The 22,072-nt window shown below is 39.6% G+C and carries 23 protein-coding genes and 1 pseudogene; 8 read left to right on the top strand and 16 right to left on the bottom strand.

The features are described from left to right. Positions 1-56: 56 nt before the first annotated feature. The 10 genes from mdoH to sfsA all read right to left on the bottom strand — a co-directional run bounded on the left by mdoH (position 57) and on the right by sfsA (position 10,793). Positions 57-2,003, bottom strand: coding sequence for a glucans biosynthesis glucosyltransferase MdoH (gene mdoH / locus ACT3RM_RS10175; protein ID WP_441835222.1), 1,947 nt, complete (start codon positions 2,001-2,003; stop codon positions 57-59). Beyond that, the gene (locus ACT3RM_RS10180) at positions 1,978-3,714 is read right to left on the bottom strand and encodes a glucan biosynthesis protein (protein WP_441835223.1); all 1,737 of its coding nucleotides are present in this window, start codon (positions 3,712-3,714) and stop codon (positions 1,978-1,980) included. Before ACT3RM_RS10180 ends, mdoH begins: the two co-directional genes overlap by 26 nt. A 351-nt stretch (positions 3,715-4,065) precedes the next feature. Beyond that, positions 4,066-4,305, bottom strand: a complete 240-nt coding sequence (locus tag ACT3RM_RS10185; RefSeq protein ID WP_441835224.1) for a hypothetical protein — start codon at positions 4,303-4,305, stop codon at positions 4,066-4,068. 36 nt (positions 4,306-4,341) lie between these two features. Next, positions 4,342-5,196: a pantoate--beta-alanine ligase gene (gene panC, locus ACT3RM_RS10190; RefSeq protein ID WP_441835225.1), complete on the bottom strand. Its 855-nt coding sequence runs from the start codon at positions 5,194-5,196 to the stop codon at positions 4,342-4,344. Next, positions 5,197-5,991, bottom strand: a complete 795-nt coding sequence (gene panB / locus ACT3RM_RS10195; protein WP_441835226.1) for a 3-methyl-2-oxobutanoate hydroxymethyltransferase — start codon at positions 5,989-5,991, stop codon at positions 5,197-5,199. A gap of 31 nt (positions 5,992-6,022) precedes the next feature. After that, positions 6,023-6,508, bottom strand: coding sequence for a 2-amino-4-hydroxy-6-hydroxymethyldihydropteridine diphosphokinase (gene folK, locus ACT3RM_RS10200; RefSeq protein WP_441835227.1), 486 nt, complete (start codon positions 6,506-6,508; stop codon positions 6,023-6,025). A 3-nt stretch (positions 6,509-6,511) separates the two neighbouring features. Further along, positions 6,512-7,858 (bottom strand): polynucleotide adenylyltransferase PcnB, encoded by a 1,347-nt coding sequence (gene pcnB / locus ACT3RM_RS10205; protein ID WP_441835244.1) that lies wholly within the window; start codon positions 7,856-7,858, stop codon positions 6,512-6,514. A gap of 290 nt (positions 7,859-8,148) precedes the next feature. Next, positions 8,149-9,105 carry a tRNA glutamyl-Q(34) synthetase GluQRS gene (gluQRS, locus tag ACT3RM_RS10210; protein ID WP_441835228.1) on the bottom strand — a complete coding sequence of 319 codons (957 nt, stop codon included), beginning with the start codon at positions 9,103-9,105 and terminating at the stop codon, positions 8,149-8,151. Between the two features lie 17 nt (positions 9,106-9,122). After that, positions 9,123-9,566, bottom strand: a complete 444-nt coding sequence (gene dksA, locus ACT3RM_RS10215) for an RNA polymerase-binding protein DksA (protein ID WP_441835229.1) — start codon at positions 9,564-9,566, stop codon at positions 9,123-9,125. Positions 9,567-10,073: 507 nt separating this feature from the next. Then, positions 10,074-10,793 (bottom strand): DNA/RNA nuclease SfsA, encoded by a 720-nt coding sequence (sfsA, locus tag ACT3RM_RS10220; RefSeq protein ID WP_441835230.1) that lies wholly within the window; start codon positions 10,791-10,793, stop codon positions 10,074-10,076. 80 nt (positions 10,794-10,873) lie between these two features. Here sfsA and pepB point away from each other — a divergent pair, with 80 nt between their 5' ends. Then, positions 10,874-12,169, top strand: a complete 1,296-nt coding sequence (gene pepB / locus ACT3RM_RS10225) for an aminopeptidase PepB (RefSeq protein ID WP_441835231.1) — start codon at positions 10,874-10,876, stop codon at positions 12,167-12,169. Positions 12,170-12,353: 184 nt separating this feature from the next. Continuing rightward, positions 12,354-12,920 carry a phosphoribosyltransferase gene (locus ACT3RM_RS10230; RefSeq protein ID WP_441835232.1) on the top strand — a complete coding sequence of 189 codons (567 nt, stop codon included), beginning with the start codon at positions 12,354-12,356 and terminating at the stop codon, positions 12,918-12,920. Between the two features lie 60 nt (positions 12,921-12,980). Here the strand turns inward: ACT3RM_RS10230 and ACT3RM_RS10235 are convergent, their stop codons facing one another. Next, the gene (locus ACT3RM_RS10235; protein ID WP_441835233.1) at positions 12,981-13,637 is read right to left on the bottom strand and encodes a Crp/Fnr family transcriptional regulator; all 657 of its coding nucleotides are present in this window, start codon (positions 13,635-13,637) and stop codon (positions 12,981-12,983) included. A 241-nt stretch (positions 13,638-13,878) separates the two neighbouring features. On the opposite strand from ACT3RM_RS10235, the gene ACT3RM_RS10240 reads away from it, so the two are divergent. Next, complete coding sequence (locus ACT3RM_RS10240) at positions 13,879-14,127, top strand: uroporphyrinogen decarboxylase (protein ID WP_441835234.1); 249 nt, start codon at positions 13,879-13,881, stop codon at positions 14,125-14,127. Here the strand turns inward: ACT3RM_RS10240 and ACT3RM_RS10245 are convergent. The 5 genes from ACT3RM_RS10245 to ACT3RM_RS10265 form a co-directional block, all read right to left on the bottom strand. After that, positions 14,117-15,784, bottom strand: coding sequence for an amidohydrolase (locus ACT3RM_RS10245; protein ID WP_441835235.1), 1,668 nt, complete (start codon positions 15,782-15,784; stop codon positions 14,117-14,119). The genes ACT3RM_RS10240 and ACT3RM_RS10245 overlap by 11 nt on opposite strands. Positions 15,785-16,227: 443 nt before the next feature. After that, positions 16,228-16,470 carry an EF-hand domain-containing protein gene (locus ACT3RM_RS10250; RefSeq protein WP_441835236.1) on the bottom strand — a complete coding sequence of 81 codons (243 nt, stop codon included), beginning with the start codon at positions 16,468-16,470 and terminating at the stop codon, positions 16,228-16,230. Between the two features lie 23 nt (positions 16,471-16,493). Continuing rightward, positions 16,494-16,724, bottom strand: coding sequence for an EF-hand domain-containing protein (locus tag ACT3RM_RS10255; RefSeq protein ID WP_441835237.1), 231 nt, complete (start codon positions 16,722-16,724; stop codon positions 16,494-16,496). Positions 16,725-16,910: 186 nt separating this feature from the next. Beyond that, complete coding sequence (locus ACT3RM_RS10260) at positions 16,911-17,141, bottom strand: hypothetical protein (protein WP_441835238.1); 231 nt, start codon at positions 17,139-17,141, stop codon at positions 16,911-16,913. 21 nt (positions 17,142-17,162) lie between these two features. Next, positions 17,163-17,405: an EF-hand domain-containing protein gene (locus ACT3RM_RS10265; protein WP_441835239.1), complete on the bottom strand. Its 243-nt coding sequence runs from the start codon at positions 17,403-17,405 to the stop codon at positions 17,163-17,165. Positions 17,406-17,758: 353 nt separating this feature from the next. Here ACT3RM_RS10265 and ACT3RM_RS10270 point away from each other — a divergent pair, with 353 nt between their 5' ends. The 5 genes and pseudogenes from ACT3RM_RS10270 to ACT3RM_RS10290 form a co-directional block, all read left to right on the top strand. Next, positions 17,759-19,219 (top strand): sensor histidine kinase, encoded by a 1,461-nt coding sequence (locus tag ACT3RM_RS10270; RefSeq protein WP_441835240.1) that lies wholly within the window; start codon positions 17,759-17,761, stop codon positions 19,217-19,219. After that, positions 19,216-19,761 (top strand): hypothetical protein, encoded by a 546-nt coding sequence (locus tag ACT3RM_RS10275; protein ID WP_441992725.1) that lies wholly within the window; start codon positions 19,216-19,218, stop codon positions 19,759-19,761. The genes ACT3RM_RS10270 and ACT3RM_RS10275 overlap by 4 nt, the downstream gene beginning before the upstream one ends. A 1-nt stretch (position 19,762) precedes the next feature. Further along, positions 19,763-21,112 carry a sigma 54-interacting transcriptional regulator gene (locus ACT3RM_RS10280; RefSeq protein WP_441992726.1) on the top strand — a complete coding sequence of 450 codons (1,350 nt, stop codon included), beginning with the start codon at positions 19,763-19,765 and terminating at the stop codon, positions 21,110-21,112. A gap of 19 nt (positions 21,113-21,131) precedes the next feature. Continuing rightward, positions 21,132-21,632 (top strand): DUF1543 domain-containing protein, encoded by a 501-nt coding sequence (locus ACT3RM_RS10285; RefSeq protein WP_441992727.1) that lies wholly within the window; start codon positions 21,132-21,134, stop codon positions 21,630-21,632. A gap of 242 nt (positions 21,633-21,874) precedes the next feature. Further along, a pseudogene (locus ACT3RM_RS10290) lies at positions 21,875-22,072 on the top strand (hypothetical protein); the annotation flags it as partial.

The raw sequence follows: 22,072 nt of genomic DNA on the forward strand, positions 1-22,072 counted from the left end.
CAATTTACATTGCGCGGTTTTTTTATTACTTTAACGAACTATTTATCTTTTATTCGTTATTTACTTGCAAGCCCCGCTTTTTTCTCGCGCTTACTTTTTGCTTTAAAGCTTTGAACTGGCATTACTGTTGGCTGCTCTTCTGGTAATTCTGGAATAGAGAAGTCAGCGTTCTTGTCAACAGGTAGCCCAATTTCTTGCTCATGAAGGCGCAGCGCAGCGAGTGTATCGTCGTGTTCTACTTCACTTGGACAAAGGAAAATCCCCATCTTACGTAGCTTTACACCTAAACCAATGCTACTTGAATAACGCACCATAGGCGCGGCCAATATCAGACCTAGTAAAATGGGTGATAACCACCAAAAGAATACTGGTGTGTAATAATATGCTACAGCACCCCAAGCTAGAGAAATAACCGTAGCTAGGAATGTATAACCAAGCGCTTCACGCCACGGTACCATACGACCCGTACGGGGTTGTGCATCCCAGCTTACTTTTTTCCCTAAAAAGACACACACTACAAAGTAGCTATGAAATACCATCATTAACGGCGCAATAATAACTGCAAAAATGGTTTCGATTAGTGAACCTGCAATTAACTTTAATGAACCACCAAACTGCTTATTTCGATGCACTAAAGTGACAATAATACCCATTAACTTAGGAAGTAATAGCAACACCACGGTAATAAATAAAAGCGAATTGATAAGCTCTGTTTTGGCTATTTGCCAAGTAGGAAATAATTGATAAGCCTGATTAAAATACACATTACTATTCATTGCACGAGTAACCGCATCAACTGTACTTAATACCAACATCGATAGCCATACAAGCGATGAAATATACGCTGTAGCGCCAAGTGCAAAGTGCAGTTTGCTCATCATTTTTAAACCCGATGAAGGTAACAAACCTAAATGTTGAATATTACCTTGCACCCAACGTCTATCGCGGATGGCGTAGTCTAATATATTACTTGGGACTTCTTCATAACTGCCTTGCACATCGCTTAGTAAAATTACATCCCAACCACTACGATGGAGCAAAGAGGCTTCAACAAAGTCATGACTTAAAATCTCACCACCAAAGGGGGCTTTACCTTCAATTACAGGTAATCCACAGCACGTAATAAAGGCTTCAACGCGAATTATTGCATTATGGCCCCAGTAATTGGCTTGATTGGTTTGCCAAAAGGCTGAGCCCGTTGCCAGCATAGGGCTATAAAGTACTGACGCAAACTGCAAAAAGCGACCAAAATAGGTATCTTGTCTTACGGGAATAGGGATAGTTTGAATTAAACCAGAGTTAGGGTTCTTAATCATGCTTGCGGTCAACTCAAGCATACATTGCCCAGTCATGATGCTGTCAGCATCTAATACGATCATGTGATCGTACTTATTGCCCCAACGCTCACAAAAGTCAGTTAAATTTCCTACTTTTCTGTGTTTATTGTCTTCGCGGCGACGATAAAAAGTCTGTTTTGCAATATCACCCAAACGCGCAGTAAGTGCATGCCATGCTTTTAGCTCATTTTTGGCTATTTCTTTATCTTGTGTATCACTTAATAAATAAAAGTCATAATGTTTAAGCTGACCTGTTTTAGCAAGCGAGCGTAAACTCACTTCAAAGCCTGCAATAACACGCTCTGTATCTTCGTTATAGACAGGCATAACCACAGCTGTTTTTGTTTGGCTAAGAGCTTGTTCATCAATGTTAATGGGTTTTTGACGCTTTAGGGTAAGTGGATCTATACGAAAAAGTTGCAATATAAAGCCCATACAACCACTACAAAATGCGGTAACAATCCATGCAAAGGTCACTGAAAATAAAGTCAGTAGCGCATATTCAAGTGGCGTCATACCGTTTGAGTTTAAAATATCAAACATGATCCACATACCATAGGCCGAAATACCCAGTACCAGTAAACTAAATAGCCATATTCGGGTTTTTTTAAGTGGCATTGTGGTATTATGCTTTTCGTTATCAGATGTCATTTTGATACCAGACATAGCTCCAGACCTCACTAATCTCTTTATCACGTAGCTTTAATGATAAACGCATATCAACAGGCTTATCTCCCTCTGGTGCAACCTTGAAAGCCACTCGCCATCCTTGATTATTTGGTAATTGCAGTACTGTTTTGTCAGTCACTTCACCTGAGTTTAAATTTAAGTTTGCTTGCAATTCTAATTCAGGTGATAAGTCGTTAATATTTTCACCGCTAAAATCTACAGTAAATTGACGGTGACTTTTTGGTGGCGGATTTTCTTCACCTGGTAATGCGGCACTGCCAATTCGGGTACGTAAAACCTGTGCTTTATGTTGTGTACTGAGTGTTGAATTAAATGTAGTTAAGGTATAGCTGAAACTTAATTCTTCACCGGCTTTTAGTGGTTTTTCAGGAACCCAATAGCTAACAATATTATCATTCGTTTCAGTATCGGTTGGAATTTCAACCAACTCTACACGGCCTTTTCCCCATTCGCCTTGTGGTTCTATCCAAAGGCTTGGACGGTCATGGTAATGCGCTTCAGTATCTAAATAGTTATTAAAGGTGCGGTCACGTTGTGCTAGTCCAAAGCCTTTAGGGCTGTCATAAGCAAATGAGGTTACGCTTAGTCCTTGTGGGTTATTAAGCGCGCGCCATACCCACTTGTTGTCTTTTGATTGCATTAATAAGCCATCAGAATCATGCACTTCTGGTCTGTAATCATCAAAGAACTTAGTGCTATTTTCACCGTGATAAAACATGCTGGTAAGTGGTGCAACACCTAGCTTTTCAATGTCTTGGCGAGCAAATATTTGCATCTGTGTTTTTATCTCGGTGTTTGTTGAAGGGGTGATTTCAAAGCGATATACCCCTGTAACTGATGGACTATCAAGCAGTGCATAAAGCACTATACTGGTTTCTTCTGGTTTTGGCTTAACAAGCCAAAACTCTTTAAAGGTAGGGAACTCTTCACCCGAACTGAGTGCTGTATCAATGGCTAAACCGCGAGCAGAAAGACCGTATGTTTGATCTGGTCCAACTAGGCGAAAATAAGATGCACCTTGGAATACCGCAACTTCATCTTTGTATTTGTTATTATTCAAGGGGAAATGAATACGAAAGCCTGCATGGCCAAGTTGGTTATCACCTAGGTCTTGCTTAATTTCTTGCTCAAGCGGTTCAGCAGTACCATCGTAGCGATAAAAGTCAGTGCTGAAGGGGAGATTTTCAACTTGATTTTCAGTATTTACAGTATTGATTGTGACCGGCGTTTTGTATAAAAAACCAGGATGGAATAACTGTACTTCATATAAGCTTTGATCTTTCCAAATTGATTGCTCAGGTAGAAAACGAATAGCGCGATAATCTTGATAATTAATGGAATTTAAAGCATCTAAAGCAACTTCCTTTGGTGGAACATACTCTTTTGAAGCCAGTTGCTTCGCTCTAGTTCCGATCACTTCAAACAGGTTTTCAGATGGAATGGTTATAACTGTCGGTTTTTTTACTTCTGTTTGATCCGTTTCACTCTCGGCTGCAACGGGCTTTGTTGCTTCATCGGTATTAACGTTTTCAGCTATTTCAGTTTTTTTAACTTCTTTTGCTGTTTCTGTATTAACTGGTTTATTTATTTGCTCTTGCGCAGCATAAGCACTACACGCAAAAATAGCCAATAGAGCCCCCAATAAGGTTTTCTTTTTAAACAATGGGTACCGGGTATTCGTTTCCATTAAATTTTTTCCTTTAGCCGTTTTACGCTTGATAAAGTAGTAAAAGTACTCTGCAAAAATTAAGCCTGAAATAAGTTGTTTTATTTCAGATGTTTAAGTTTTTATATGTCACCTAATATGTATTTCATTTACAGTAGCAGTCAAAAATTACACTCTAAGAGTAATAGATTATTGGAGTATGCTACTGGGTTGAAGCTGGCTCTAAGGTGAATAGCGCAATTTATTTACAAATATGATTAAGTTAATTTAAAAGTAAGCTCAATAGTGTAATTTATAAAAGAAAGCCAACCAAGCTTTGGGTTAGTTTAGCTGGCAATTCGAGTCAATTAGTTAGCAAAGCATACCGAGCTATTATTGAACTTCGCCTAGGCTTTGTGCATTAGCTTTACATTGGTTATGCGCTTCAATACATTTATCGCTACAGACTCTATGTAACATACCCTCGGCGGTACTTTGTTGCTCACAGCTTGTTTCACATTGATAGTTTTGTTGAGCGCACTGTTGCATCTCTGGATTGTCTATTTTATTTTGACATGCAGTTAAAAAACCAACAGCAAATACAACACTTGATACTTTTAAAAGTGACTTCATGTTTTTCCCTAAATTATAATTTTGATTGTTAAACGCTTAGTTATTTATATCAACTTGCAGATTATCAATTAATCTTACAGGGCCTAAAAAGGCCGCCGCTAAGATGACTAAATTATTATCATCAAGTGTAGCAGCTTTTAATGTGTCACGCTGTACTATGGCAAAGTAGTCAGGCTTCAGGCCAGCGTCTTGAAGTTGTTGTTTTGCATGGCTTTCAAGTTGAGCGTAATTCTGATTATTTGACTTTAGTTGTTGTGCGGTTTCACTCAGAAGCTTAAATAGTGCTGTGGCCGTGTTTTTTTGTTCTGGTGATAAATAGCCATTACGTGAGCTCATAGCCAACCCAGAGACTTCGCGTGTAGTTGGTACGCCGACGATTTCAACTGGAATCGATAAATCGCGGGTCATGGTTTTAATAACTTGCAATTGTTGAAAGTCTTTTTCACCAAAGCAAGCAAAGTCAGGTTGTACCAAGTTAAATAACTTAGTGACGACAGTAGCGACACCACGAAAGTGTCCTGGTCTAGCTCCACCGCAGTAACCCATAGAAATGCCTGGCACATCAACAAAGCTCTGTACGCCTAATCCGTTAGGATAGATTGTTTCTACTGATGGAGTAAATACGATATCAGTCTCAAGCTCTGCAAGCCCTTGTTTATCTTGAGTAAGGGAGCGAGGGTAGTTATCTAGATCTTCATTAGCGCCAAATTGCATAGGGTTAACAAAAATACTAACTACGACTTTGTCAGCCATATTTTTAGCTTTTTCGACTAATGAATAGTGGCCTTGATGTAGGTTGCCCATAGTCGGTACTAAAGCAATGCTTAAACCAGCTTGGCGCCATGCTTTAATTTGACTACGTAAAGATTTGATTTCGGTGATTGATTGCATTTATTTAAACTCGTGTTCAGCACTTGGGAAAGCACCACTTTTAACATCGCTACAATATTTTCTAACTGCATCAGGCATATTACCTGTTTCGAGTAAAAAGTTTTTCGAAAACTTAGGAATATAACCCGCTGAAATACCTACTAAGTCATGCATTACCAAGATTTGTCCATCGGTAGCATTACCCGCCCCAATTCCAATTGTTGGAATGGTTAGTTCATCAGTTATGCGTTTGGCCAACTCACTGGGAATACACTCTAGTACCAGTAACTGCGCACCTGCGGTCTCAAGTGCTTTTGCATCATTAACCATTTTAGTGGCTTGGGCGTGTTCGCGACCTTGAATTTTAAAGCCACCAAATACATGCACTGACTGCGGGGTTAGTCCTAAATGTCCACATACTGGCACACCTTGTTGGGTAAGAGTCGTAATTGTATCGTGCAGCCATTCGCCGCCTTCAAGTTTAACCATATTGGCGCCAGCGCTCATTAGCTGTGCGGCATTCTTACAGGCATCAGCGGTGTTTGAATAGGTCATAAAGGGTAGGTCGGCAATAACGAATAACTCGCGGTTACCAGAGCGTACGCAGCGAGTATGATAAGCAATGTCTTGGTTTGTTACAGCAAGGGTGTCATCTCCGCCTTGTAAAACCATGCCCAGAGAATCACCAACTAAAGTAACTTCAACGCCATTGTCATGAAACAGCTTAGCAAAGCTGGCATCATACGCGGTTAAGGCCGTTATTTTTTGTTGTTCTGCTTTCATTTTATTTAGAGTTGAGACCGTAATTTTAGGCATAATATCCTCGCAATTGCGCGCTAATAATTAGTTATAGCGGTAATTTTTGTAAATCATTTAGCGGCAAGTTCGCAGCTAGTGTTGATAGTGAAACGCCATCTGGCAATGTTAACGTGGGGGCAATTTCAAGTAATGGGTAGACCACAAATTCACGCTCACACAGGCCGTAATGTGGCACAGTTAAGCGCTCAGTGTTAATGATATCGTTTGCAAACAGCAGAATATCAATATCAAGGCTACGTGGCCCCCAACGATTTTCTTTTCTGACACGGCCATGATCATGTTCAATCTGCTGCGTAGCATCAAGAAGTTGCTCGGCTAACAAAGACGTTTTAATTGCCACTACAGCATTAACGTAGTCAGGTTGATCTTGTGGTCCCATAGGTTTGCTAGCGTAGTAGCTAGAGGCACCAATAAAATCAGCATTGTTAAGTTTTTTAAGTGCCGAAATAGCGTTATTAATTTGTTGTTTAGGGGCATTTAAATTAGCCCCTAGACCTAAATAAACCAGCTTCATGTATTATTCGCTTGGCTTAGGTGAGCGCTTACGAGAACGACGGCGGCCACGTGGCGCCCCTTGATTACCTAAGGCTTTAACCATGCTTTTTTGGCCATTAATATCTTGGCTTAAGTAGTCTGTCCACCAAGTAGCTAGTTGATCTTGTTCTTGCTCACCAGCTTGTACGCGCAGTAATAAGAAGTCGTAAGCTGCTTTAAAGCGTGGCTGTTGAGTGAGTCTATATGCGCGCTGACCTGCTCGTTTATCTAAACGCTCTTGAATATGCCAAATATCACGTGCGCCTAAAGTAAAGCGTTTTGGTACTGCAATATGTTGGGCATTTTCACTGAGTACTTTGCTCATGCCCTGTACGTATGCATCGTATTCAGATAGCTGCTCTTGTTGCTGCAATTGTTTTGATTTTTGAAGTAACGGAAACCACAATAGGGCGGCAAATATAAACGCGGGTGTGATTTTCTTTTCAGCGTTGATGCGTTTATCTGTGTTGATAAACATTTGCTGGATAAAAGTCTCTTCAAAACCATTTGGGTTTTTAGTAATGATTTCATCAAGCTCAGGAAACAACGATTTAAACAATCCATACTGGCGTAGCATAATAAAGTTTTGCTCGGCTTTACCATTTAAAAATAGCTTTAAGATTTCCTCAAATAAGCGAGCTGGTGGAATATGATCTAACAAACTGGCCAGTTTTATAATTGGTTTTTCACTGGCAGGCGCTATCTTCATATCCAGTTTCGTGGCAAAACGCACAGCACGTAGCATTCGCACTGGATCTTCACGGTAACGCGTTTCAGGGTCGCCGATTAGCTCAATTTGCTTGGCTTTAATCGCACTTAAACCATTGGCATAATCGTAAATACAAAAATCATTGATTGAATAATACAGAGCATTGATTGAAAAGTCGCGGCGTTCGGCGTCTTCTTCAATACTACCAAATACGTTGTCGCGTAATAGTTGGCCGTGTTCGCTTGATTGGCTCGTTTGGTTTTTTTCTTCAGCGGCTTCGTGATGACCACGCATCGTGGCGACTTCAATAATCTCGCGGCCAAATACAATATGCGCTAAACGAAAGCGACGACCAATTAATCGACAGTTACGAAAGAGTTTTTTTACTTGCTCGGGGGTCGCATTGGTCACAACATCAAAATCTTTAGGTTTTTGACCTAACAAAATATCACGAATACAACCACCAACAAGGTAAGCATCAAAACCACCGTCTTTGAGGCGATATAACACCTTGATTGCATTTGGGCTAAATTGTTTGCGCGAGATATTATGTTCGCCACGGGTGACAACAATCGGTTCGTCACTCACTGTAGCGTGCGGGGCACTTGCATCAGGGCCAATAATTTGTCGACAAAATTGAAAAAGCTTGGAAATAATAATCTGTCTCCTACAGAAATCATCAATTTGATTGCGTACAATCAAAAAATTAGACCAAGTATAGCGAATCACACCAAAATTGTGGCACTTACTCGACACCTATAGCCTGTTATACCTGCTGAATAAAACACTCGATCAATCTAGCCTTAAGAGGCTTAACCAAATAATAAAAGCATAGGTAGAGTGAGAGGCTTAAACTTAGGCTCGCTATCATATACTAGCAGGCGTTAAAAATTAAGCTGATAGACTTAAATTTAACGATTTTTATCGTGATTAATCACTGTGAATAGTGGATCAGCTTGTTGTGGGTGTTGGCTTACTTGAATTTCCATAGCGTTAGGAATTGCTTGTAACTGGTAATTTTTTATTGCCCAAGTGATCATTTGCTCTACATTGAGTTGACTAATTTCAGTATCAGGATTGAGTCCTAAAAACTGTAGTGCAGCAAATAACGCCGGCTCTGGGGATTTTGTTGAAATGGCCGGGGCGTAATTTTGCTTTGATAATTTAAAGCCTGGGCTTGTTACCGCAAGCGGTAAATGGGCGTATTCAGGCACTGGATTTTGCAGCTGTTTAAATAAACTTATTTGTCGCGCTGTGGGTTCAAGTAAATCTGCGCCGCGAACTACACGAGAGATTTTTTGCTCAATATCATCAAGCACCACAACTAACTGGTACGCGAATAGGTCATCGCTACGTTTAATTATGTAATCTTCGTGAGCCAAAGCGTTGTCGACGGCTACGCGGCCTTGAATTAAATCATGGTAGTGATCGGTTGGGTATTTTTGTTTAATGCGGATAGCATGGCGGCTTAAATCAAGTGCTTTATTTCGGCATTGACCTTGGTAAATTCCGCCCTGTAATTTGATTTCTTTACGCGAACATTCACAGCCATACAGTTGCTGCTCAGTTGTTAAGCTAGAAATAATATCGCGATAGTAATCGTGGCGCTTGGTTTGATAACTGACTTGCTCATCCCAATAAAGGCCATAAGCTTCTAAGGTAGCAAGAATATCACTTGCAGCGCCTGGAACCACTCGAGTCGTGTCAATATCTTCAACGCGTACGAGCCATGAACCTTGATTGGCTTTGGCATCAATATAGCTACCTACAGCCGCCACTAAGGAGCCAAAGTGTAATGGCCCAGAGGGTGACGGCGCAAAGCGGCCGCGATAAGCGCGCTTAGGCGCTGTATCTGCAACATTAAGCATCGGGTTAACTTAGGTTATTAACCGCGACCTGCTTGCTTTTCTTTTATTTCAGCAATCGTTTTACAGTCAACACATAAATCAGCAGTTGGGCGCGCTTCTAAACGACGGATACCAATTTCGATTCCACATAACTCACAAAAACCAAAATCATCTTCTTTAATTAAGTTGACGGTTTTTTCAATTTTTTTGATCAATTTACGTTCACGGTCACGAGTTCGAAGCTCTAAAGAGAACTCTTCTTCTTGTGCTGCGCGGTCAACGGGATCAGGAAAGTTAGCTGCCTCGTCTTGCATATGTGATTTAGTACGATCAACTTCGTTACGAAGGTCGTTGCGCCATGATTCTAAAATCGCTTTAAAATGAGCACGTTGTGCTTCATTCATATACTCTTCACCCGGCTTCTCTTGATATGGGTCTAATCCGGCTTGAGCCAATAACCCCATTCTTTTTTGGTCTGGCATAACTTTCTCCTAAATCCTTAATATAATGCCCAGCATGAGCCGGCGGCTATAAATAGCAGAATCTTATAAGTGAGGCAAATTTATTTTAACTTTTATTACGCTTAAAAGCTGGTTTAAAGGTTATTAATAAAAATATTACCTATAAAAACTGGCAATAATGATACCCAAGTAAGCAAAGGATGCGCCTCGAAATCGATTAGGTATATATGGTCAAAAATAAAAAACAACTGGTTTTATCATAAAGCGGCTAAAAATTTAGCGGGTGGACTTCTGATGATGGGTAGTTATCGTGGGCTGCTCTAAAGCGCGTTGAAGGCGGCTTTAATGTTTATCGCTTTGATCGTAGTGGCACCACAATCTTAACCGTGCCCCGTATATTGATCATCAAACGATGCGATCACTTTGATGATCAACCGTGTTTTTACTTAAGTATTGCGTTAAGACCGCTGCCACTTAAAGGTGGCGATATTAATCTTAATTTGATTGGCGAAATGGATTTATCCTTAGTTAAGCAATAAACGGAATACTTTCCACTAAGGTAACTTCCTTAGTCGAAATTTTTGCTTTATAAGCAATTACTTCAACCCCTTTATTTAGCGCTTCGTTAAGGAGTAAAGCATATTTTTCGTCAATATGTTTGGCGGCACTTACTTGATTTATGCCCTCGTGTAACACTGCAAATAACAGCACGGCACGATGACCTTGTTCGACCATTTCGATTAGTTCACGAATATGCTTTTGACCGCGTAGTGTTTGTGCATCCGGAAAGTACCCTTGGCCACTTTGTGGTGTATTTTGGCTAAGTAGCGTCACTGATTTAACTTCAACATAGCAGTTGGGGCGGTTGTCATCGCTGAGTAAAAAATCAATTCGGCTATTTTCTTGGCCGTATTTTACTTCTGCTTGAAGGTTGCTGTAATCGGTTAACTCTTTGATTAATTTATTATTAAGTGCTTCTTCAACCACCTTGTTAGCAATCGCAGTGTTGACGCAAATCAGCTGGCCAAACTGGTTTTCGGTTAGCTCAAGTGAGTGTGGGTATTTTCGTTTGATATTGTCGCTGGTGGAATAAAAAGCATTGAAGCCTGGCTCGGCACAGCCGGTCATTTTTCCTGTGTTGGCACAGTGGGCGGTAAATTCTATGTTATCGGCTAGCTGTAGGTCAGCTAAAAATCGTTTATAGCGCTTTAATAGGGTCGCTTTTTGTAATTGCTGCTGGAATCGCATTATTTAATCTCATTCGGTTGGGATGTGAGCACAGCTATAGTAAACTCATGTCACTATTTTAGCGTAAAGAGTATTCTAACATGTCTGAAAAATTAGTTGTTCAACTAAGCGAGCAAGCAGCCGCAGCACATTGGGGCGAAAATGCGTCACTTTCTTTTACTGAGCAAGGTGCAACCGTTCATTTATCTGAGCAAGAAACCTTAAAAAATGTTCAAAAAGCAGCGCGTACTTTAGCTAATCAAGGAATTAAAAACATTGTTTTAGCCGGTGACACTTGGTGCACTGAAAGCCAGTGGGCTTTTTACCAAGGTTTTGTGTCAGCTAAATCATTAAGTAATGTTGAGTTTGTTCAAAACGCACAAACTGATAGCAAAGAACTAGAGTCTTTATTAAAATCAGCGACCTGGGCACGCCAAATGGTTAATGGTACTGCTGATGATATTTACCCTGAAAGTCTTGCTGAGAAGGCCGCTGAATTTATTCAATCATTAGCGCCTGAACATGTTAGCTATCAAATTATTAAAGGCGATGCTTTATTAGAACAGCAATGGGTAGGTATTCATGCTGTTGGCCGTGGTAGCGTGCGCCCGCCAGTATTACTTGAACTTGATTATAACCCAACAGGCGATGATAACGCCCCTGTAGACGCCGCATTAGTGGGTAAAGGTATTACCTTTGACTCAGGCGGTTATTCAATTAAAGCCAGCGAAGGCATGCTAGGCATGAAGTGCGACATGGGCGGTGCTGCAACAGTGACCGCTGGTTTGGCTCTGGCCATTAGTCGCGGTATTAATAAGCGTATTAAGTTGTTTTTATGTTGTGCTGAAAATTTAATTTCAGGCCATGCATACAAACTAGGTGATATTCTGACTTATAAAAACGGCACTACAGTTGAGATTGTAAATACCGACGCAGAAGGGCGTTTAGTACTAGCTGATGGCTTAATGGCAGCAGGCGAAACAGGTGCTCCGCTTATTATAAATGCCGCCACACTTACTGGCGCAGCGCTTGTTGCTGTAGGCCAAGAGTACAATGCCTTATTTGGTCTTGATAAAGAATTTGTACGTGAAGTCGAAGGCTTTGCGGAGCAAGAAATGGAAGCTGCTTGGCCATTACCACTTGAAAAATGGCATCAGCAACATTGCCCGTCACCGTATGCTGATACAGCAAATAGCCGCGCCCAAAAAGGCGGTGGTTATGGTGGTGCATCAAATGCGGCAGGTTTCTTATCGCGTTTTGTGCCAAATGGCGGCAAAGGCTGGGTGCATATGGATTTGGCTGCGGCATTTAATATGGGTAGCACCAGTCAATGGGCTGCTGGCGCAACAACGCAAGGTATGCGTACCGTTGCACGTACTTTATTAGAAAAAGCGTAAAGTATAAAAAAGCACAATAAAGTCTTTAAAAGCGTCTAACTAGACGCTTTTTTATTGTTCATTTTTTGTAATTACAAACACAGACAAGATTTATTGTCTGGTTTAGGGTAAAATCTTGCCCCACTTTGTAGTTCGCTGGTTGTATGGGCTACACTTGATTGATCAACTCACGGGGTTTCTAATTATGTCTGATAAGTGCTACATCACAGCGCAACAATTGCTGGAAGATTCTTTTCGCGTTGCTGCGCAGGTTTATAAAGATGGTTTTCGTCCTGATTTTATAATTGGTATTTGGCGAGGCGGCGCACCTATTGGCATCGCAGTACAAGAATATTATGACTATAAAGGCATAGAAACTGATCATATCGCGGTGCGTACATCGTCTTATTACGGTATCAATAAGCAATCTAAAGAAATTAAAGTTCATGGCTTACATTACATTATTGAAAATGCCAATGCCGATGATTCATTACTGATTGTTGATGATGTATTCGATTCTGGTCGCAGTATTTTTGCCTTAAAAGAAAAGCTTTCAGAGTTAATGCGTTTGAATTTACCGCGTGATATTCGCGTTGCATGCCCGTATTACAAACCAAAAAATTCTAAAGTGGAAATGAAGCCTAATTACTATATTCATGAATCTGAAGAGTGGTTAGTATTCCCTCATGAGCTTTCTGGTTTAACGCCTGATGAGATCATTGAAGGTAAGTCTGATTTAGCCAAAATCCACGACATTTTATTAGAAAAGTAAGTGATTTGAGCTCAGCTTAAGTATTAAAAAACTATAAAAAAAGGCCGTAACGGCCTTTTTTTATAGCTGAGCAAAACTATCTACGTAGTCGCTGAGTTTAGCTATATCAACCGCTTTTAAACCATCACTTGAACGCTCAACTAAATCTTTTTCAACCAACTCTGAAACGACTCTGCGATAAGCGCGCTCTGTAGTGGCGAAGCGCTCTGCTTCAGCATTAACTGTGGGGTAGGCACGTAACAATGTAGGGTTGTTATTTTCGGCGCGTAATAGGCAGTCCTTAGCAATGTTATAGGCTAAAGGAAGAAGCAGTTTATCGAGATTTATTTTTTGATTCTCTTGAAACTTTGCCGCAATGGTTTGCGCTGTATATAAGCTTAGCTCAGGTTTCTCAAGCAATAAGGCACGCCAATGTTTAAGCTCGATAAGGTTATAACTTACGTTGCTAAAGCAGGTTACTGTGTAAATACAGGGGTTACTATTAAGCGCTTCAATTTCGCCAATCAACGTGTTATTACAGTCGAGTTGACCGAGTAATAAGCGCCGACCATTACCCACATCGTAACTAAACGATATCGTGCCGCTGCGCACCAAGACAAGCTTGGTGAGGGGTTGATCCTGGTGGAGCAGCACTTCTTTTTTGGATTGCTGATAACGACTACCAGCAAAGGTCAGTAGTTGATCCACTAAATAACTAGAAAAATGATATTGAAACATCAACTCTGCTCTTCGGACAATTGTCCTATTTGTTACACCTTAATGACGTTAACATTAAGAATCTAAGAATTTATGCTAACTTGCTAAGCAATTAACTTGGTTAATATACTTACCTCACTGTCCCGTGTGATGATTCATCAATAGTCATGAAGCATTTTTTGCAAGTTAGCTTTTTTACATTACCTTGATAGGCGCTAAAAGCCAATACAGCAATGCTAACCTAAAGCATAGGAGAGGACAAATGAGTTGGGAATATTTAGGGTATTTCGCTTCTGTTTTATTAGTTGCCTCTTTAACTATGAGCAATGTAGTTAAGCTGCGCTGGTTTAATTTAGGTGGTTGTATTGCATTTACTTGCTACGGTATCGCTATTGAGGCTTTTCCGGTGGCATTTACGAATGGTTTACTCGCTGTTGTGAATATATACCACATAATTAAGTTAAAGCGCCAAGCAAATATTGACGCTAAAACCAAGATTATTACTCCTTAGTAAGCGAGTTATCAGTGCTATTATTTAGCTGGTAGCGCAGCTCACCTGCAATCCATGTTTGCTCTACTTGGATAGTAAAAATCTCTTCTACAGGTACTTTAAAGTAGTCTTTATCTACTAAAATAAAATCAGCCCATTTACCTTGCTCAAGACTACCAATTTTAAACTCTTGATGCGCTGCATACGCGCCGCCAAGCGTAAAAGCGCGTAGGGCATCTTCACGACTCAAAGCTTCATAAGGGCGCCAGCCGTTTTCAGGTTGCATGTTATGGTCCATTCTCGTAATAGCCGAATATAAACCATCAAACGGGTTGGCAAGCTCAACCGGATAGTCAGAGCCTGCAGCAACGACCGAACCTTGATCTAAAAAAGTTTGCCAAGCATACGCGCCTTGTAGTTGTTTATCGGTTAAGCGCTGCTCTGCCATATGCATGTCTGAGGTGGCATGTACTGGCTGCATTGATGGAATTATTTTTAAGGTTTTAAAACGTGAAATATCCTCGGGAGTAACAATTTGTGCGTGCTCAATACGGTTTCTAAGCAATATACCACCGGTTTTTTTAAATACATTTTGATATGCATCTAGCACCACATGGTTAGCTTTATCGCCAATTGCGTGAGTATTTGCACTAAAACCATTAGTAAAACTTAAGGTAAATAATTCTTCGAGTTTTTGTTGGGTTTCGAGCATTAAACCTTGGTGGGTCTTTCTGTCAGCATAATCTTCTAATAAAGCTGCCCCGCGACTACCGAGTGCGCCATCGGCGTAAATTTTTACGCTTCGTATCGACATAAAATCATTAGGATCTTGATATCTGCCTGCTTTGAGCATGGTTTTTAGTTTCGGATCGGTCGCACTTAACATCGCCACAAAACGCAGCGGTAAAGTGCCTTTTTCTGCGAGCTGCTTATAAATTTTCCACGTTTGATAGTCAATGCCTGCATCGTGAGTTGAGGTTATACCTAAACTTAATAAGTGTTGGCCGGCTTTATTAAGGGCAAGTTGAATATCTTTATCACTGGTTTTAGGGATAGCCGTACTAATGAGGTTTTCCGCTTTATCAACAAATATACCGCTTGGATTATTAAAGCTATCGCGAATAACTTCTCCACCTGCAGGGGACTGTACTTTTGCAGTAATACCCGCAAGCTCCATAGCTTTAGTGTTAACCCAAATTGCATGGCTGTCTATGCGTGAAAGTACTACGGGTTTGTCGGCAATTATTTTATCTAAATCAGCAGCGCTTGGAAATTTTTTATCAGGCCATAACTCTTGGTTCCAACCTCGACCAATAATCCAACCGGTTTTATCTTTTGCAAATTCAGCTAGCTTTTCTTGTACTTGCGCAATTGAACGACTGCCTCGTAAATCAAGTTCAGATAAGTTATTACCAAGGCCAATTACATGGCCGTGAGCGTCAATTAGTCCTGGCAGTAAGGTTTTTTGTAAGGCATCGATATGCTCTGCTTCTGGGTAGCTGGCTTTTAATTTATCAGACCCTGTTTTTACTACTTTTCCATCTTTAATCACCAAGCTAGTAAATTGTTTTATTTTTCCTTCGTAAGTAGGTGTGTAGCCGTTGGCGTTATAAATAACGCTGGTGTTAGCAAGTACGGGGAGGGTTAAAGCACTGAGTAAAGCGAGTAATGGTCTCATTAGCTTATTCTTTTCTATAAATTTCTTTAAAACATTAACAGAGAAGTTCTAAACTGCAAATTTTTTAGGATAATAATTGCAGTTTCTACTATGCTTTCGCTTACAAATATAATGAAGTGAACATTCATATGAAGTCTAATTAGCTTTATATGAACAATAAGGTATGTATTTGCAAGAGTTACTGCTGCTATGGGTTTATAAAAGTGGTTTATTACCAAATAGTTAAACTTTGAATGGTTGAAGATGGCATCCGATATTATTAAAAGTATGCATACTATACATACTTTTAATAGATACAACTAAGCGAACAACAGCGGTCAGTAATAGCAAAGTGAGTCGATACTCTCACAAATGGTATTTTTAAATTAAGTTAATTTAACTAACTTAACTTACCGACAAATTTAAAGGGGAGTAAAGTAGCCTATGACGTGCTTTTAAAAGGGTTATTTGCTGGCGTATAGGGTAAACTCGGATAAAGAAAGTTTACTGTCTTTGTCTGAATCATAGCTTTGAAAACGTGACCAAAGAGCTGGATCATTCGCTGTTTCTGAGCGACTTAACAAGCCATCCGAATTGCGATCAAGTTGTTTAAACTTACTTAGAATATCAGCTGCATTTGCTTGGTTACTAATTGATATCAGGCAGAGCGTTGCCAATGCGGCAAAAAAAGGTTTTTTAATAATCATAGTTTTATAATCAGATAATGTAATTAATTTTTGGTTAAATAGCTTTTAAATTCAGCCAATGAGATACGGTTATCTTGGTCTATATCCCATCGCTTATAATTGCTGAGTAGTTGCGGTTGTGCCTCAAGCTCTGCATAGGTCAAATAACTGTTTTTATCATTATCAAGATGATTAAAACGTTGCGTTACATCCAAAGCTAAAGTGTTGCTACTAAATACGATGAGTAAGCTTGTCATTAATAGTTGTATTTTCATAATTTCTACCTAAAGCACGCTTAAAACACCTAAATAAGTAAAGCACTTGCCATAATTTAACTCCCTAAATTAAATCCATTTACACGCTCCCTCTGGGATTATGGCAAGTACTTTAGTGTTTAGGATAGCCAAATACGTTTGAATAGAGCCTTAATGTGTATCATCAATGTTCCATTTAAGTGAAAATTAATGGGTTTTGAAGTTTGTAAACTCTTGTTCAGAGAGCTGTTGATTTTCGTTTTCATCCAAATCATCAAATTGTTTAACAAGTTGCTTATTTGATTTAGCTTCAAGCAATGAAATTTGGCCATCAGCGTTAATATCTAATTTGGTAAAAGTAATGCTCATTTGTGATGCTAAAACAGTAGCACTGATTACTAAAAACATTAGTGAAAAAGCGACGATAAGTTGTCTCATTATTTAGTTCCTAAGTTACGTCTATTTTAAGAATGCTTTAAATTCAACAAGCGAAATTTGACCATTTTGATCGGTATCAATTTGCTCAAAGCTTTCGTGTAGTACTGCATCCTCTGATGCCTCTGATTCACTTAGCGTTGCGTTGCTGTCTTTATCTAACTCACTAAATGTAGCTTCAACATCCATGGCATAAGTATTGCCAGCAAAAAGTCCTATTACAAAAAGGCTTGTAATACTGACTGTTGTGATTGTTAACTTACTCATGGTGATATCCTTGTAATTACTAATTAAGCTAACCTTAGCAATAATAGCGCCACGTTTGTTTTTTTGTTTTATTTCAAGTTATTATATTTTTATAAAGTAGTGAACAAGCATATTTGCAAGTTAGTTGTGTCTTTTTTGCAACTAAATTTGATGTTTTTCTTGTATTTTACTATAAAACAAGCGCTTATATTGTCTCTAAATGGCGACATGTGGCTGTTGAGTTAATTCAGCTAGTGTATAAGCTATATAGCCGATACTATGTCGGTTTGTTGCTAGTGCACTACTTACGCTAAAAGTGGTATTAATTAGTTTGATTTTCAAAAGAGTTTTCAAAAGTGTTTAAGGAATACTCAATGCCTGTGTCGTTTGCCAAAAAATATCAACAAGTTTTAAAGTGGCGGCCAAGCTTGATTGGTCAATTTGTATGCAGTACTTTGCTGGCATTATTACCTTTATCGTTAGTCGTGCTGGTATTTTTAAATGCGTTAAATAAACAATTGGCGATAACTCAGCAAATAATTAGTGACAACTTTTTGGTTTCTAAAAGTTTTAATAGCTTAAAGCAAGAGCTTAATAGCCTTGAGAGGGCGACAAGACAAAACTGGGTTTTAAAAAGTGAATCCTTGGATAAATTAATTGTCGAAAAGTGGCAATCGTCACTTAGCAGTGTGGAAGATCTTATTTTACTTGGCCCAACTTCCGAACATGTAACTCAGTGGCAGCAGCTTAATAAGGTATTGTTAAATACACAAATTAAGCTGGTTGATGAAAAGCGTCAAGAGGCTAAGCTATTTATTCCTATAAGTGAGTTGCTTGCAAAGAAAACGCTTTGGTTACGCGAGCAAAATGAGTTACAAGTTACTCGCAACCAATTGGCGATTAAAGCGCTGCAAGACTCATTTATTAATTGGTTACTGGCACTTATCCCACTCACTTTACTGGTGAGCGGTGGTTTTTTATGGCGTATCAGTGGCCGCTTAAAAGGTTTAATATCTGTTATTGGTAAATTGGGGCAAGGCGATTGGCAGCAAAAAATTGACGTTCAAGGTTCTGCTGAATTGGTTGAATTGGGTAATAAGCTACAGTGGGTACAAGCTCAACTACATATATTAGAACAGCAAAAAGATACCTTTTTACGCCATGTTACTCATGAACTGAAAACTCCACTTGCTTCGATGGTTGAAGGTACTGACTTACTCAGTGATGAAATTGTTGGTCCTGTTACCGATGAACAACGCGCGGTACTTGATTTAATCACGCAAAGTACGGTGCGTTTACGTACCATGATTGATAGCTTATTAAGTTATAATGCTATTCGTACCAGTAGTGAAAGCGTCAATGAAGTTGATTTTACTGAGTTGCAAAGTAAGATAAATCATCATTTTGAACATCGTTTATTAGCTCGTGACCAGGATCTAAATTGGCAAATTTCCCTTCCTAAACAACCTATTATGGTGGCGGGGGAGTTACTGGAAATGATTTTAATACAGCTGATTTCTAATGGTTTAAAGTTCTCACCACACGGTGGGGTTGTGCGTGTTTATTTAGGCCTTGAACAAAAAGTTTTAAAAATAGCGGTGAGTGATAATGGTAGTGGTATAAAAGAGCATGAAAAAGAGCAAATATTTAGTGCTTTCTATCAAGGTAAAAATGTAAAAGATATCACCGCACAAGGTAGCGGGTTAGGATTAACTATTGTAAAAGAATCTGTTGAACAATTAAAAGGAAGCTTAATTGTAAAGCATAACGAACCTCAAGGTTGTCGATTTGTTATCGACATTCCCCTAAAGCACCCTAGGAGAGAATTAGTATGAGCTTGCGTGTAATAACCGTAACGCTAGTAAGTATGGTGGGTATTTTGATCAGTGGCTGCGAGCTTACTGAGAAACCACAAGCAGAGGCAGAATCAAAGTCAGAACCAATAATAGCAATAAAGCCAACTAATAATAAATCAAGCGACCCAGGCCCAAAACCACGGCCTAAAGTTGAACCGCAATATCCATCAGCCGAACAAGTAATTAGTTGGCATGCGATGCAGTGTGGAAGGTTCAAAGTGGCTGAAAAAGATAAAAAAGTATTGGCTGAAAAAGAGTTAAAGCAGTTTTTTAAATTGTTTTGCTTAAAAGCCAGTAGCGCGCCTAAAGAAGTTATGACGCAATTATTAAAGCTCGATCAAGCTTATTTTTGGCCTGATGATATTAAACAATACTTATGGCTCCAAAAGCAGCAATTAAAGCAGCACATAGTAGCGGAGCAGAAACAGCAGGCATTAAATGAAAAAATGAAGCAAACCATGTCATCGCTTGCAACCATTGAGCAGCAATTGCTATTACGTGAAGATACTGAGGAGCAGTAATATGAGTGAATTAGTCAACAGCAACCCGCGTATTTTATTGGTAGACGATGACGCCAGCTTACTCAAGCTATTGTCTATTCGTATAGAGTCAAAAGGTTACAAAGTAACAACTTGCGAAAGTGGTATGCAAGCACTACAAGTTTTAAAAAGTAGTATGTTTGATGCTGTTGTGACCGATTTACGCATGGATGAAATGGATGGCATGGCGCTACATCGACAGTTGCAAAGCCGATACCCTGCACTGCCTGTTATTATGATGACGGCTCATGGCTCAATCCCAGATGCTGTTGAGGCAACTAAACAGGGAATTTTTGCTTTTATTACTAAGCCTGTAGATAAAGACGAGTTATTTGATAGCCTTGCCAAAGCCATAGAAATTCATGGCGTAAGTGCCGATGAAACCGCTAACGAAACTAATATAGTTACCCGTAGCGGAGCCATGCTGCATTTGCTTGAGCAAGTGAAAATGCTAGGGCCGACGCAAGTTAATGTACTTATTTCTGGCGCCAGCGGTACGGGTAAAGAGCTATTAGCAAACGCCATTCATCAGCATAGCCATGTTAGTGATGGCCCATTTGTGGCAATTAACTGTGGTGCAGTACCAGGGGAATTACTTGAGTCTGAGTTGTTTGGTCATAAAAAAGGTGCGTTTACAGGAGCCGTTAAAGATCATCAGGGGTTATTTCAACAAGCTGAAGGCGGTACGTTATTTTTAGATGAGATAGGCGATATGCCACTTAACTTACAAGTTAAGTTACTGCGAGTATTACAAGAAAAAACAATTCGTCCAGTGGGCTTCCAAGAAGAAATCGCAATTAACGTGCGCATAGTATCGGCAACGCATAAAAATTTACCTGAGGCGATTGCTAATCAGCAGTTCCGTGAAGATTTGTATTATCGTTTAAATGTGGTTAATTTGAAGCTGCCAGCACTTTGCGACCGCCGTGAAGATATTAGCTTACTTGCGCAGTATTTTAGTGCCATGATAGCTAAGCGCATGCAACAAACTGAAAAACGCTTTGCCAATGATGCCATGCATGCATTAGTGCGTTACGATTGGCCCGGTAATATTCGTCAGTTACAAAATGTGGTTGAGCAAGTGGTTGCACTGACTCCTGGAGAGGTTATATCAGTACATTTAGTTGAAAGTGCACTCAATAGTAATGAAAGCAATGTAGAGCCGCTGTCTTTAAATGATGCTAAAAAGGAATTTGAGCGTGACTATGTAGTTAACACGCTAAAAATGGCTGGTGGTAATGTTGCTGAGGGCGCAAAGCTTGCTAAGCGCAACCGCTCAGATTTTTATAAGCTGATTAAAAAACATAATATTGATGTAGATAGCATCTTCTAAATAAAGGAGACGGAGCAAAATGCAGCTATTTATGGTGTATTTAGGCGGGCGTATTCAAGGCTGTCATATTGAAATACATGACGTGCGTTTTGTGGTTGGCGAAAGTATTGAGCAAACCTACAGCAAATTAAAAGCTCAGTGGGTCGGTGATAAAAAAAGCGTACACATGGATAGTTACATGGCGGTGAATCACATAGATGGCTTTAAAGTTGAAGTGGTTGATGAGCCTATAAAGCAAAGCCAGCAGCTTTATTTTGTAAATCTTGGTGCATACCACGCAGATAGTCTCGCTGAGCAACACGACTTTTCACTCTATGTGGCAAGTAGCACTAATGAAGCTAAGCAGCGCGCTAAAGATGATTTACTTGCCGGCTTAAGCCATTTACATAAAGATGATTTACACGATGTAGATGATTGCTTTGCGATAGACTTACTCGATAGCCAATTACATATTAAGCTCACCCCAAGTGGTGAGGCGCAAAAAATAAAACCAGACTGGTTTGGTTATCATATTTTATAATATTAACTATTAGTGGCTTAGGGGTTATTGGTGAATAGATGTTTGCTTAATATCTGTAAAGCGATTTTTGAACTAAATGCTCCAATAGAAGATTTAGATAAGCTCCTAAGCAAGTGAAAATAAACCCAAGACATTATTGTAATTCACGGGTAAGCAAAAAAACACAGCATTCAATTAAACAAAACAGCAGAGGATAATGCTGGTCAGCTTTTAGCGAGGTGAGAGAGTACAGTGAATAGTTAATGGGGCAAGAAAACACTCAAAAGCATACACAGAGAAAGTATGTAAAATACAGTCATGATTATCGTGATCGAGCTACCTGTGAAACCAACTCCTATGTGCTAAGTTCATCAAGTGTCTATGAATTAATGCAAGTAATGCCATTCACTACTGGTAAAAATGTATATCAAGGAGTGAAAAAATACCCGAGCAACCTTACC

The sequence above is a fragment of the Pseudoalteromonas sp. AOP7-A1-14 genome (assembly GCF_052376275.1).
Taxonomy (GTDB): Bacteria; Pseudomonadota; Gammaproteobacteria; order Enterobacterales; family Alteromonadaceae; genus Pseudoalteromonas.